The following is a 13,252-nucleotide window of genomic DNA, read 5'->3' on the forward strand; positions in this document are numbered from 1 at the left end:
TAATCCCCCATGAGGCATCGCGTGATTCGCGAAACACTCTGACTTGAACGGGGTTGAATCACTGATCGGACTCGTTCCCGAATTTTTGCAGCAAGCTCCCCAGACTCCCACCGCCCCCTTCAAATTCTGTAGAATTGCATGTCACGCTTCATCCGCACCGTGAGTTTAGCCCTGAAGAGCTTGTTATTACACAAGTTACGCTCCGGGCTGACGATGTTGGGAATCGTCTTCGGGGTTTTCTCCGTAATCGCCATGCTCGCGATCGGGGAAGGTGCAAGCCAACAAGCTCAGGAACAGATTCTGAAGCTCGGGGCAACGAATATCATTGTCACGAGTGTGAAGCCTCCTGACGATGCGGCAGCGGGGAACTCGAATACTCAGATCCTGCGTTACGGACTGACCAGAGAAGATCATCAGATTCTCTCGAAGACACTCTCAACGGTTTCCGCAATCATTCCGGTGCGGGAAGTGGTTCTTGACGTCCGAAATCTCAAATGGACCTTGAACGCCCGCGTTGTCGGATGTACACCCGGCTACAAAGAGATGAATCATCTCGACATGGCGTTCGGACGTTTTATCTCAGAGCAGGATGAACGAACACTTTCGAACGTCGTTGTTCTCGGATCACAGGCTGCCCTCGAATTATTCCCACGTGAACATGCAATCGGAAAGAGCGTGCAGGTCCGTGGAAGTCCCTATCTCGTCGTCGGAATCACCAAGGAGAGAACCGCATCCGCTGCTGTTGGTGGAAGTTTGTCCGGCCAAGATTACAACAACGACGTGTATCTTCCACTTTCTACGTTCCAATCTCGCATCAACACAAATGACAAGATCATCAAAAGAACTTCCGGATCGATGTCGGCCGAGTCAGTGGTCTACGACCAGATCACGTTGAATGTCAGGAGCATCGACGATGTGATTGCGACATCGGAAGTGGTGAACGAGACACTGCAGAAAACACATGGCAGCAAACGGGATTATTCCGTTGTCGTTCCATTGGAACTCAAGAAACAGGCAGACCAACTCAGAAATATTTTCAACGTCGTGCTTGGATCAATTGCTGGCATCAGCCTTCTCGTCGGCGGGATCGGCATTATGAACATCATGTTGGCGACGGTCACCGAACGCACCCGTGAGATCGGAATCCGGCGAGCCCTTGGCGCACGGCGCAAAGACATCACCCAACAGTTCCTGCTCGAGACAATCGTGCTTTCAGGAACAGGCGGATTGATCGGAATGGCACTCGGTTTAAGTACACCATTTGCGTTCTGGGGGATCAAATACTTCGTCATGAATTACATGCTGGAATCTTCTTCGATTGCCAACATGTCTGACATGGGACGGATGTTCTTGGAGATGACACCGAAAATTGCGATCTGGAGCCTCCCCGTCGCATTTGGGTTTTCGGTTTTCACCGGACTGGTCTTCGGTGTTTACCCAGCGCAGGCCGCAGCGAAGCTCGATCCTATTGAAGCTCTACGACATGTGTAACGATTGAAGAATTGCCAGATTCCTGCGAATCCTCCGATGTCTCAGGGGCAGCATCGTCCACACGTTCGGGTCGAATGTGCGGGGCAACCAGTTTTTCAACTTCGTCCTGTGCCATCATTCCGGCAGCAACGCCGACGACCTTACCATTCCGAAAAACCATCATGAGTGGGATTCCGCTCACTTCGTAAGCTGTTGCGACTTTTTGGTGATCATCAACATCGACCTGAATGACATCCAACTGTTCGCTGTACTTATCACCGACCTTCTTAAGAATCGGTTCGAGTTGCCGGCAGTACCCACACCATGTCGCAGTGAAATCGACGAGCACAGTTTTCGGGTTCTTCAGGACGTTTTCCGTGAACCAAGGATCGCGAGCATCCACGGCAGAGAGGTGGTCCAGGCTGGATGTTCTTGATCCTCCCACAGGCTTCAGACTCACATAGATGAGCATCGCCGCGACGCATAAACCTGCAATCACAAGAATCTTGCGTTCCATTTCACACCAATCACAAGTTGTGTCGCCGGCAATACGACGACCAGTCGTCAGGCAGCTGGAGGCCTCGCATATGAATTGTGACCGCAATTACCGAAGCAGGTCAACGACATGTCCGGGAATCCGCAGAGAAACTCGGAATTCATTCGCCTACGACAAATCCGCCGAATCGTGAATACCAAGCCTGATTGCAGAATGGAGCAGTACTCGACTTCCGACGAACCAGAACATGGCCCGCACGAAAGGCTGGGATCGAAAAGCGAGATCCCACGCCGAATCGCGTCTGCACGCGTTACTCAGCGACACCCTCGGCGGCGGGCCGTGAATCCGATTGCAGCTTAGAAGACTGAACGGAAGAAGTGTCAGTTGACCCCTGAATCGGATCGACATATGGAATGTACGGATCGCCCCCAGCAGGGATCACGCTATAAGATCGCACGACGAATCGCAGAACCAGTGCCAGTACAATCACAATCGCCCCTAAAGAAATCAGCCCCCACGGGACGTTTCTTGCGCCATCACTCGAACTGCCGTTGCGATTGAGCCGTGGAAGAGGTTTTTTGAACTCAGCCGACAGAGACTCACCGCGTTGCGCCGCTTCCGGACGAGCGGGCAATTCGCGGGTCTTTTGCTGCGGGAGTTTTGATTTTTTCCTTGGAGCGGACGTACTTCTTTTTTGACCAGCGACAGGCTCAATAGCTGGAACAACCGCCAGGTTCTTGGTCTCCAACGTGGGAGACAAAAAGTTCCCCTCTTCATCGCCGATCACATCATCCCCAAACATGTCGAGCAGATTAGGAAGGCCCTGTGTGTTTCGAAGCGTGGGGTTGTTGAGATCCTCAAGCAACTCCGCCGGCGTCTGATACCGTTGCTCTTTTTTCTTTGCCATCATGCGATGGATGATGGCCACGACCGCTTCGGTCACATTCGGATTGAGCGAGGATGGGTCGGGAATAGGACTCGAGATGTGTGCGGAAATCTTGTTCGTAACGCTTCCTTCAGGATAAGGAGGTCGCCCAACAAGAAGGTGAAACCAAGTGCATCCCAATGAATAGATGTCGCTGCGAATATCAGCGGCTTTGCTGTTACTCGCCTGTTCCGGAGCCATGTAGTCGACGGTTCCAACAGTCGTCCCATCCCGGGTGATCGTCGTGTCGAGGGTTTCATCGATCGAGCGAGCAAGCCCCATGTCGGTCAGTTTGACGGTTCCATCCTTCGAAATCATCAGATTGGATGGCTTGATATCACGATGGACAATGTTGCGTTCATAGGCATGCTGCAACGCTTCGGCAGCCTGTCGGATAATCTCGATCGATCGCTTCACTGAAATGGGTCCGCGCCGATTGACCCATTCCAATAGGTCAATTCCCTCGACGAATTCGAGGGCGAGAAACAAATATCCGTTATCCTGTCCAGCCTCGTAAACGCTGACGATGTTCTTGTGCTGCAGCAACGCAGCCGCCTGACCTTCGGACTTAAAGCGTCTGACCAGAATCGGATTATTGGCTCGATCCTTTGCAAGAACCTTGAGAGCCACATCCCGCTTCAACTCAGAATCAACGGCGAGATAAACAATTCCCATCCCCCCTGCACCAAGCCGCTTGGAAATGGTGTAACGTCCAATGCGACTCAGGTCTCCAGTCGGACTCTCGCCGGTCGATTGATCTGGAGGTGAGAAATCAGCACTCATATTTTTTTGGGGGTGCAGTGAGAATAGGCAAAGCGTGCTCGCGACACATATCGGTCTGTACAGCACTGCGAACCACTGACACCGGTCGGAGTTGATTGCTGTACAGTTGAATATAGGTCGAATCATCCCCAAGCGTCAAAGGTGATCGCCGAGAGAACAGAGTAAATGATAGCACATTTTCGACAGACTACTGCAGTATCGAGCGCTCCCGAAATCGAATTATTCGACTTGGTTTGTAGAGTAGACCTCGGGTTCAATTGGTTCAAAATCTGCATGTTTCACTTGCGAAAAGTTTGGCATGACACCTTTGACAGGCACAATCTGCCCAGTCTTCTTATTCGCTGGCCCCAACTGCCCCGCAGCGATCATCTGCCGCAACGATTGAAGCAGGTAGAACTGTTGTTGCGAATCTGAAGCAGACGTCAGGCAGACATCGTGGACAACGTAGCTCGTTCCTTCTCGCACGAGTTTTACCTCAGCGATCACATCGCCATTGCTTGTTTTCACGGTTGTCATGGTGTCCTGAACATCCAGAGACACAACCTCGCTCAGCAAGGGTCGAACCACTTGCTGCGTGAGATCCGGTACTTCAGCGAGTTGCCTCCAGACAATGCGATCCAACCCATCCGCCGAGAAGCGGAGCAAGCCGTTCATATCACGTTTGTGGACCGACGTAGCGAAAGCATGAACCGTTAAGAACGCTTCGAGATTTGTCTTCAAGGAAGTCGGTCGATCCAGTGCCGGCAGGAGAACGTCATCGACGACCATCCAGCCATTGGCCTGATTCAGCACCAGAGTCATCGGGGTTTCACCGAGAATCAAGGTCACCTCGGAAACATCCCCACGGAAATTGGTTGAGATAATTTCAGGGTCGGCTTTCTCCAGGTGCGGGTCACGCATGACCGCAAAGTGAGAGGACTCTGCCCGATTCCAGACACGATCATTGAAATCGGTCGAGGAGATTTCACGAAGCCGCTGGCAGTTTCGCTGAATCAATGCATCGAGATATGCATGCACAATGGCATGCGACAGGAAGACGCTCGACATGCGTTTGACGTCTTTGGAGCCCTGTTCAAAAATCGTGACTTCATCGACACGCATTTCGGTCTTGGACCGGCCAGCTTCGTCTTTGGGAAGCTCTTCTTCACGCAGGGTCAGCATGAACGTCTCGGAGTTGTGATTCAACAACAACTCCACGCGCTTAATTGAATTCGTTCCATCGGTATATTGCCGTGCTTCGTACCCGCCCGCGATGAGTTCTTCGACGGGCAGTGAGATTTCGGAGTACTCCGCTCCGGACAGGCAATTCGTAAAGAAGTGCTTTGTAGAGAACGTTTCAAGGGCCGCTCGATCTTCGCCTTGATACGCTTTGAGGAACTTGGCCGATTGGTCCAAGGCTGTGACCATGTTATTCAGGCTGCGAATTCCGGTCGACTCTTTGGACTTGGGCTCGATTCCCAAATCACTCAGCATCCATTTGTCATCCCGCAACTTCATCGACAGGAAAAGATTTCCCTGTGGATGCGGAACAACGACCGTTGCTGCATCTCCCTTGAGACGGGCCTCTGGCTTGAATGAACTCTGCGTCCCTGGCCCTGCAATCTCCTTAAACATCTGATTCAGCCATTCAGCAGGCAATGGCGTCAGGGTGGCTTTCATGGACGGATCGCAATAGGCGAGTTTCTCCTCCATCTCCTTACCTCGCCAACTGATGAGCATCTCGCGGCAGGTCAACAGGAGATCCATTTGTTCCGTGACTGATCGCTCGACGATCTCCCCGTTGCCAGAGTCCTGAATCATGATCACGTCGTCAACGACCCAGCCTTTACCGGTGGTATCTTTGACGAGGATATACTCCAGCTCCTTTGCTTTCTCCTTTTCGCCCACTTTAACGATGGCTTTGCGCCTGCCGTCCCCCATTTCCGTGACGGATATGATCTCAACCTTTCCGACCGGGAGCTTCAATAATTTGAGTCCCTTGGCGGAATCATCCTGGCGTAACGCTCGCTGCCCGAAAGAGTCGGACGTCGACACCTTGAGCTTGTCGAGATCCTGCGCTTCCATGCTTTGGGAGAATCGTTCGATCGCACGTTTCGTGAATAAGCCTGAGCAACCCGGAGTAATAGAAACGCCGAATGCGAGAGCTACGATCAAATGAGAGCGACGGCTCATGGTGAATCCGAGACTGTTCAATGTTGCATCAGTGAACCAGGACGGCTGCACTGCAACGAGAGGGAAGGTGATGAAAATTCCAGGATGGGACGTAGCTTCTCCCATAGAGATGTCCCACGGTCAAGACTCATTCGAGCCCGGAAATCCCGGCTTCAACGGCAGATAAGACCTCATTTTCCGCGGATTTTCGCACGAAACGCGGTACTTGACCGCAAAAACAGACCTTTACACATCCTGCCACATCCTTATACTCCCCGCGCTTGCACGATCGGCACGTTCTGCCGACCACGAGCAAATCCCGCATACAGAGTGCAATTTGTGCCGGTCGATTTCGGAGGTTCAAAACTCCAGATCGTCCTCGCAGAGTCATCCCTGTGCTGTTGGATTCCATGACCCTCGATGTTTCGAAATTCGTAGATCGGGTGCATGAAACTTAAATTGCCTACTCCCCTGGGATCACCTCCAGTGTTCCCTTTCCTGTAAGACCGAGGTTGGTCATGTTTCGACCGGTCGCATGTACCTATGTCATGTTGACAGCCTGCTACCTGACGGTGGCGTCTGGCTGCTATCACATGTATTCGCAGCCATATGGATACTCCGGAGCTCCGTCTGCGACTCCATACCCCGGAACGATTCAGTACCAACAGGCTCCAATCTCAACATTACAGCCGGGACAGCCCTACACTCCGGGCGTCTATCCTCAGGGGGGCACAACAACCTACCCTCAAGGTGGCCTCACCCCGATTCCGGACAATGGAAGCAACGCTCCAACGTATAACCCGAATCCAACTCCCGGAACGACGAATCCGCAGACTCCAAACCCTTATTATCCACCGGGTTCCACCTATAACATTCCACAGAATAAAGGGCTGTATTCAAGTCAGCCGACGAGCATTCAGCAGGCAGCTTATAATCAGCCGACGCCGTCCAAGCAGCTTATGGAAACATCCCGGGCGCTTCGATCTTCGGATATTGACCTGACGTCAGAGTCAGAACTCGAGTCTCAAGAAACCGAGTTCGCAACTCCACTCGTGGGGTCCGCTCCCGTCCTAAGCACCACACCTGCTCCGATCAGCAGCTTCGCGCCAGAAGAGTCGACGACCTTCGAGCTTCCAGTGGTGCAAGAAGGTCCAGCGAAGTCCTCTACGAGCAACACCAATCCGTTTGAAACACCTGCCCCTGCTGAGCCAAGCTGGGACGTGGAAACAAACAAAGTTGTCAGCGACCAAGAATCCACCTTCGGAAATGATGGCCATTTTCAATGGTTGAGAGGAATCGTCAGCAAAGATCCGATCGAAGGGACCTGGAGCATCACTTACAACGACAAGCCTAGTGAAGATGATCGCTGGGGCGGACACTTCTCACTCGCAGAAAACTCACAGCTTTATTCCCTGAAAGACGGGGATACCGTTGTGATTCACGGGCAGGTTGACAACGTTGTCAAAGACCAGTTCGGAAAGCCAGTTTATCAGATTTCGACTGTCAAAAAGACGTCCCTCTAATTCACTTGTCGTGAAACATGTGGCGATTCTATGAACAGAATCGGAACTCGCTCACGCATCAACGCTTCAGTGTCCCTGCGACGTACCTCCGAGAGAGTGAGTGTTCGCCTGGCTACACTGGATGGCGCCTCGAACAGGTCACGCGGTAGATCATCCTGCGTTCTTTCTGACCTGCTGTACCGCATTCTCGCCGGTGGCACCTCTTCACTCGCAGACCGCTAAGGCGCCGGCGAATCAACGAGAATTTGCACATTGCGAATGTTCACTGGATTGCCCTCGGCCTGAAACCCAATTGCCCCAGTCAAAATGTAAGTTGGCTCGCTTCTGCAGATCACGCTTCCATTGAGCGACGCGACAACGGCCCCCTCTTTCACATTGATTTCAAATGCATTCCACTCTCCAACCGGTTTTCGGATCGCTTCGCGCACGTCTGGTTTGTCAGAGATGGTCAGCGCAGGGACGCCGCCGTTGGCAACGATCGATCCGATCGAGTCCACTCTCCCTTGAACTTCGATCGACGCTGGCCAGACCTTGTGCGGTTCCTGAATCCCCAACAGGACCCCAGTGTTGTATTTCACTGGCTTCACGCCATCGGTTTCTGCGACTGGAAACTGGATTTCACACTTCAGCGTGTAATTTCGATAGCTGCTTTTGGAATACAGGTACCCTTTGGGGATTCCTGTACAGTGAATTTCTCCTTCCTCTTCTCCCCAAGTCCCCTCATCAGCCATGAACGGAGTAAAGTCCTTCAGAGTCAGCACTTCGAATTTTGGTTCCGTCTTTTCGACTGTTGGTGCAGGAGCAGGCGGAGCGGGCGGTTGACCGCCTCCACAGCCTGACATCACGAACACCAATAACGACAAGCTCAGACTGAAAATTTTCATTGACATAAACTCCGTCGTACGAGAAGAAAACTTCTCATCGAAACTCTCCATCATTCACAGCTGAACTCTCTAGGAGCTTTTGCAATTTCATTGTGGGAACAGCTTTGAGCTGATTCCAGCTACAGAGAGATCCCTTTAGGAAAATTCGCTTCGATTCACTGGGAAATCCCTCACAACTCGTCACATGGTAACCGATTCGCTATAGTATCGCGTTTGTGGACGATCTCATTGGATGGGAATCGCAATAGGTTTTGCATGCTAAACGGAACTCAACAGGGGGTCGTTTCACTCCCCAGCTCTGATTCGACCCAGCGTGGCCCCAGAATTCTGGGACTCGACTACCTCCGTGCATGTGCCGCTGTTCTTGTCGTCGCCTTACACGCTGCGATTCCCTACATGTCCGACCCGATGCCACTCTTGCGGTGGGCCATCGAACCGAGCGAAAAATCGGATCTCGTGAATTTGATCGGCTGGAGCGTGGATGGCTTCATCATGCCGATTTTCTTTCTGATGAGCGGATACTTTGGGGCTCAACTTTATTCCCAGAGGGGTCCTAACAAGTTTCTCAAAAATCGATTGGCGAGAGTGGGGCTCCCCTTTCTCTTCGCCTGCGCCTTCGTGTTACCACTCTCATTGTATACGTGGATGTTAGGCTGGGTTTCGAGTGACCTGATCAGAATGAAGGATCTCCTCGCTGTAAAAATCGACGGGGAGCTCGGGGATGCACTGCATGGATTCTCACACTTGTGGTACCTCCAGTATGTTTTGCTTTACAGCGCTCTCGCATGTGTGATCCTGGCATTTGCCAAGCGATCACCCCGGCAGCAGTACCGGACTCCAAACAGGGCGATCCAGTCGCTCAATGGATCTAGCACCGTGGTGCTCGTGGCTGGGATTTTGTTTATTGGGAGCGTGCTCTACATCGAACCGACAATCGTCATCGGATTTCGGCACGGTTGGCTTCCATTCTGGGAAAACGTTCTCTTCTACGCTGTCCCGTTCACTATGGGTTGGTTTTGGCCACAGGTTGAACACTCCAAGCAAAAAACCAAGGCCGCGCTGCGCAAGGCAGCGATGCGAATCGTTTTGGCGTGCGGGGTGTTCTTCTTAATGTGGCCACAGCTGCGATATCACCTGCAGACATCCCCGACAGAAGTCGAAAACGCCGCACTTCCCTATCTGTTTGCGAGCTACAACTTGCTGATGTCGACGGGGCTGTTTGGCGGGGCACTGATGCTCCACCTGACGAGAATCCCAGCTACAGTGAAGTACTTAGCTGAAGCGTCATTCTGGATCTATCTGTTCCATCACCCAGCCGTGGCGATCATTCAGGTCGATTTGTTATTCAGCCCGATTTCTCCGGCACTGAAGTTTCTCATCACCACGACTGGTGGCCTCGCGATCTGTCTGGTGACATACGAGTTCCTCGTTCGCCGCACTTGGATCGGTCGAATGCTGAATGGCTCGACGAAGGTTCGCGGTACCACCGCCGATCGTCAGTTCGCACCGCCCGCTGAAAAAGCAGCCTAAGGAGAGTTCGCTGCTAGCAGCCCGTTGAAAATCTCTCAGAGTACTTGACGGGGCTCGTAGACTGCTGGCAGTTACGGAACGAGGATTCCGGGTGGGGAGTTCGATGGCGAGGGGAAGCGGGAACAATCGCGGCAGCAGGTGTTCTGGATGCCGACAGCCAGCCCCTTCCGTTACTGCCGATTAAAACTTCGGACCGCCCACACCCAATCCAACCGATCAGCAATAATGAACCGTATTTCAACAGGCTGTTAGCATCTTACAGAAGATCTGAAGACGTTGGAGACGGGTCAAACCAAACAGTCTTTAAATCGCATCGGAAGTCGTGAACAGGGACTCAAAGTGCCTTTCGCGCACAACTCGAATAGAAGGCCGCTCTGCCTTAATTCCTGCCATTGACGCCTTGGTGTGTCTTCCGACTTGAAAGAGATCAAGCGACGGGAGAGGATCTCCAGGAAGACCTCCGAAAAACAAATATTGAAGCTTCATGCGATGAGTGACAGGATCTTCATCGCGTATCAGCCAGACGACACACCGCCTTGGTTCTTCTCGAAATCCCGTGTTCACCTTCTGCAATGTTGTCTTACCGTTGAACAGAACGCAGGAGATTCTGGCATTCCAGCACAAGATGGCACCCAAAGGCATCGACCTCGCTGGTCGTTCCATGTGGACCCCAGGCTTTCTGCAGAACCTCGGCAATGAACACATGCTCCACTCGCTGCTCGTAGAGTGAGGATTTCAAGAATAGTTGTTCTCGCATGGTTCAATTCAGCTTGCTTCGGCACGTTCTCTGTGGAGACTCTGTCCACAAATGGAAGCCCCCTCAGAAGTGGGTTTAAGAAGACTTTCGAAGTCCACTCTGTTGACGACCTAAACTCCATCTTGAGGAGTGAAGTCTCGCAGGCCACTCGCATCAAGTACCGCAGAATGACCGACGCGGCAATGACCCTTGGATGTATTTCGTGGAGCAGCCTGTTCTTCACGATAAGAAAGTCGTCCGAGAAAATTCCACACTCGTTTACGACCTCGTCACTCCACCGATCTTGATGGAGGAAACAGAGTTTCCTTAGCGAACGTCACCCGGATTCCGTTGCGACACTAACGGTCGAACCGCTTCTACGCTGCACCAGGCTCACCGACACGAACAGGTTGGTCCGCCGAAGCGATGCCGACCTCCACTACGTCGAGTAGGGCATCCGGAACCATCTGACTTGTTGGCCGCAGTGCGTCTCGGATGAATTGGAGTGAAGGTGAGGCGCTGTCGTTTTAAGACTTCGGGCTCCCCCTCGACTGTCAGGCTGACTTCAGAGAATGGCAACAAAGGAATGTCGTTCATAAAGGATTAGTTTGCCATCAATGGCAGCTACTGAACGGGTGCGTGACCACTCCTGGAGGCTTCGGCGCACGCCACCGGAAAATACACGTCACCAAAAAGAAAACCCAGCGAACAGATCAGAATTCGAAAATGCATTTGACAAAGTTACAGATTCGCTTACCTTGATGAGATTCGCATTCACAGATGCCGATATCGTGGTGGACGTAAGTCACTAGGGATGATTGAGTTTATCGTTCAGGTTCGTCGCACCTCCGTTCGATCAGTTGCGAAAATCGAGTCATTTCTTCAATTCCATTCAGTGCAATTTACTATTGAGTTCACACAGCGTGCGTGAACTTATCGAGTTGTTCGCTAGCCCATTTTCTGATCCATCTCAAGTTCATTTCATTCTGAACGTAACCGTCCCCAAGGAAGCTTCTCATGACATCGATTCGCCGTAGGAGATCAGCATTCACACTTATTGAGCTGCTGGTCGTCATCGCCATCATTGCAGTCCTCGTCTCTCTGCTCCTGCCAGCTGTTCAGCAGGCCCGTGAGGCTGCCCGCCGCACACAGTGCAAAAACAATTTGAAACAGATCGGGCTTGCGCTCCACAACTACCATGACAATTCCCTCATGTTCCCTCAGGGGGCGATTTACGGCTTCTGGAATGGCACCGCCAATCAGGCTTACCATCACACATGGGTTGGTGCGATCCTCCCTTTCATGGATCAGGCACCTCATCTACAACACAATCAACTTCTCCCTACCTGCCTGGGGGCAATCGTTTATTGACAAAGCAGTGCCAGGGCTCATCTGCCCATCCGATCCGCAACAACTCGTTGCGCCCGGCCAGTCTCATGGTTGTGCGATCACCTGCTATGCCTCGGCATCAGGTAATGACTGGTGGTCTCGTGGAGGAACGAACAACGCTGACGTCTACGCAGGAGGCGTGTTTGCACCGCAGCGGAACGCCAGAATCGCCAGCATCACAGACGGTACGTCGAATACGATTGCTGTCGCAGAAGTGAACTCCACCGGATATGCCAATAATCCCGGAATCGGAATTCGCATCAACGGTGCAGGTAAGCCACGTGGAGGTGGTGGAGACGCCGTGTTCCGTGCAGCGTTCATCGCTGGTTCCTTCCACAAAGTCCAGCATCAGGGTGGGATGGACCTGCAGGGGCGCGATTTCGTGTGGCCAGACGGCAGCACTCCGACATCACCTGATGCCTGGTTCCGAGCAGCACCGCACCTCTTGGCTCCCTACTTTACTGCAGAGTACGGCATCAATACGAATTGGCCCGGAGCAACCAGCTTGCACGTTGGCGGTGTTCAGGTGCTGATGGCAGATGGAGCTGTCCGCTTCGTCAATCAGAATCTCGACTGGATGGTTTGGAACGCTCTCAACACACACCAAAACGGTGAAGTTGTTGGTGAATTCTAAGAGCGGATTTCTCGTTCACTCCACAAATAGTCGGACCGGAGAAGTGAGGCTGCCTCATATTGAAGGGAGTCCACTTCTCCGCCGATCCATCAGGGTCTAATTCGTCTGCCGTAACAACAGGTCGAGTTGTAGTTCAATATTGAGGGTTCGATGCGAAAATTTATCTTCACAGCTTTCGGCATGGCGATTCTGAGCCTCGCCGTTGGATGTGGTGGCGATGGTAAAGTCAAGGTTTACAAGGCTGATGGAACACTGACGATGGGTGGGACTCCGTTTGGCCCAACCACGCTTCAACTGATTGCTCTTGAACAGGGAAAGCGTTCCGCTATGGGGAACGTTGACGAGAGCGGGAAAGTGACGTTCACGACTTACGCCCCCGGTGATGGTCTACCAAGTGGACAGTACCGCGTGGCGGTTGGTGTGGACCTTGGAAAGCCGCCCCGCCCATTCCCACGCATTTATCGCGACATCAGCAAGTCTCCACTCAAGATCAACGTCGATGCTCTTGATGGAAATCAGGTATCGATGGCCTTGGACCCCAAAGCAGGTCCGCTGACCACGACATCGAAGATGGAGGAAACGATGAACGCAGCGAAAGCTGGCGACGCAATCAAAGCTGGTCGCTCCGACGAAGAGTAGCCGAATAAACTCTCAAAATTGCGAGATCCCTGCTGCGGCTTATCCATGCCTGGCAGGGATTTTTTGTTTCGCCTGCTACCAACGGCACTAAG

Annotated in this window: 12 protein-coding genes; 6 read left to right on the top strand and 6 right to left on the bottom strand. The window is 52.5% G+C overall.

The genetic code is table 11. From position 1 onward, the window contains the following. Positions 1–138 precede the first annotated feature (138 nt). On the top strand, positions 139–1,491 hold the full coding sequence (locus SH668x_RS15020) for an ABC transporter permease (RefSeq protein WP_437185881.1): 1,353 nt from the start codon (positions 139–141) through the stop codon (positions 1,489–1,491). Here SH668x_RS15020 and SH668x_RS15025 read toward each other — a convergent pair. The 3 genes from SH668x_RS15025 to SH668x_RS15035 form a co-directional block, all read right to left on the bottom strand. Continuing rightward, entirely contained in the window at positions 1,466–1,987 is a 522-nt protein-coding gene (locus tag SH668x_RS15025) for a thioredoxin family protein (RefSeq protein WP_437185882.1), read from the bottom strand. The two genes, SH668x_RS15020 and SH668x_RS15025, sit on opposite strands and share 26 nt — an antisense overlap. Positions 1,988–2,276: 289 nt before the next feature. Next, on the bottom strand, positions 2,277–3,674 hold the full coding sequence (locus SH668x_RS15030) for a serine/threonine protein kinase (protein ID WP_437185883.1): 1,398 nt from the start codon (positions 3,672–3,674) through the stop codon (positions 2,277–2,279). A 219-nt stretch (positions 3,675–3,893) separates the two neighbouring features. Beyond that, entirely contained in the window at positions 3,894–5,846 is a 1,953-nt protein-coding gene (locus SH668x_RS15035; RefSeq protein ID WP_437185884.1) for a hypothetical protein, read from the bottom strand. A 497-nt stretch (positions 5,847–6,343) separates the two neighbouring features. On the opposite strand from SH668x_RS15035, the gene SH668x_RS15040 reads away from it, so the two are divergent. Continuing rightward, positions 6,344–7,348, top strand: coding sequence for a hypothetical protein (locus SH668x_RS15040; RefSeq protein ID WP_437185885.1), 1,005 nt, complete (start codon positions 6,344–6,346; stop codon positions 7,346–7,348). Positions 7,349–7,566: 218 nt separating this feature from the next. Here SH668x_RS15040 and SH668x_RS15045 read toward each other — a convergent pair whose 3' ends face one another. Then, positions 7,567–8,232, bottom strand: a complete 666-nt coding sequence (locus SH668x_RS15045) for a 3-keto-disaccharide hydrolase (protein ID WP_437185886.1) — start codon at positions 8,230–8,232, stop codon at positions 7,567–7,569. A 255-nt stretch (positions 8,233–8,487) separates the two neighbouring features. Here SH668x_RS15045 and SH668x_RS15050 point away from each other — a divergent pair, with 255 nt between their 5' ends. Continuing rightward, on the top strand, positions 8,488–9,762 hold the full coding sequence (locus SH668x_RS15050) for an acyltransferase family protein (protein ID WP_437185887.1): 1,275 nt from the start codon (positions 8,488–8,490) through the stop codon (positions 9,760–9,762). Between the two features lie 580 nt (positions 9,763–10,342). On the opposite strand, the gene SH668x_RS15055 is transcribed toward SH668x_RS15050, so the two are convergent. Together SH668x_RS15055 and SH668x_RS15060 are read right to left on the bottom strand one after the other, a co-directional pair. Next, the gene (locus SH668x_RS15055) at positions 10,343–10,519 is read right to left on the bottom strand and encodes a hypothetical protein (RefSeq protein ID WP_437185888.1); all 177 of its coding nucleotides are present in this window, start codon (positions 10,517–10,519) and stop codon (positions 10,343–10,345) included. Positions 10,520–10,629: 110 nt separating this feature from the next. Next, positions 10,630–10,773 (bottom strand): hypothetical protein, encoded by a 144-nt coding sequence (locus SH668x_RS15060; RefSeq protein ID WP_437185889.1) that lies wholly within the window; start codon positions 10,771–10,773, stop codon positions 10,630–10,632. A gap of 742 nt (positions 10,774–11,515) precedes the next feature. On the opposite strand from SH668x_RS15060, the gene SH668x_RS15065 reads away from it, so the two are divergent. From SH668x_RS15065 to SH668x_RS15075, 3 genes are all read left to right on the top strand, one after another. Continuing rightward, positions 11,516–11,869, top strand: a complete 354-nt coding sequence (locus SH668x_RS15065; RefSeq protein WP_437185890.1) for a type II secretion system protein — start codon at positions 11,516–11,518, stop codon at positions 11,867–11,869. A gap of 7 nt (positions 11,870–11,876) precedes the next feature. Beyond that, entirely contained in the window at positions 11,877–12,521 is a 645-nt protein-coding gene (locus SH668x_RS15070; RefSeq protein WP_437185891.1) for a DUF1559 family PulG-like putative transporter, read from the top strand. 150 nt (positions 12,522–12,671) lie between these two features. Next, entirely contained in the window at positions 12,672–13,160 is a 489-nt protein-coding gene (locus SH668x_RS15075) for a hypothetical protein (RefSeq protein WP_437185892.1), read from the top strand. The last annotated feature ends 92 nt before the right edge of the window (positions 13,161–13,252 follow it).

This window comes from Planctomicrobium mucosum (genome assembly GCF_051466335.1).
GTDB lineage: Bacteria > Planctomycetota > Planctomycetia > Planctomycetales > Planctomycetaceae > Planctomicrobium.

Excerpts from the sequence above, each read along its gene's own strand:
- SH668x_RS15020 (WP_437185881.1), top strand. The coding sequence starts at position 139 with ATGTCACGCTTCATCCGCACCGTGAGTTTAGCCCTGAAGAGCTTGTTA.
- SH668x_RS15025 (WP_437185882.1), bottom strand. The coding sequence starts at position 1,987 with ATGGAACGCAAGATTCTTGTGATTGCAGGTTTATGCGTCGCGGCGATG.
- SH668x_RS15030 (WP_437185883.1), bottom strand. The coding sequence starts at position 3,674 with ATGAGTGCTGATTTCTCACCTCCAGATCAATCGACCGGCGAGAGTCCG.
- SH668x_RS15035 (WP_437185884.1), bottom strand. The coding sequence starts at position 5,846 with ATGAGCCGTCGCTCTCATTTGATCGTAGCTCTCGCATTCGGCGTTTCT.
- SH668x_RS15040 (WP_437185885.1), top strand. The coding sequence starts at position 6,344 with ATGTTTCGACCGGTCGCATGTACCTATGTCATGTTGACAGCCTGCTAC.
- SH668x_RS15045 (WP_437185886.1), bottom strand. The coding sequence starts at position 8,232 with ATGAAAATTTTCAGTCTGAGCTTGTCGTTATTGGTGTTCGTGATGTCA.
- SH668x_RS15050 (WP_437185887.1), top strand. The coding sequence starts at position 8,488 with ATGCTAAACGGAACTCAACAGGGGGTCGTTTCACTCCCCAGCTCTGAT.
- SH668x_RS15055 (WP_437185888.1), bottom strand. The coding sequence starts at position 10,519 with ATGCGAGAACAACTATTCTTGAAATCCTCACTCTACGAGCAGCGAGTG.
- SH668x_RS15065 (WP_437185890.1), top strand. The coding sequence starts at position 11,516 with ATGACATCGATTCGCCGTAGGAGATCAGCATTCACACTTATTGAGCTG.
- SH668x_RS15075 (WP_437185892.1), top strand. The coding sequence starts at position 12,672 with ATGCGAAAATTTATCTTCACAGCTTTCGGCATGGCGATTCTGAGCCTC.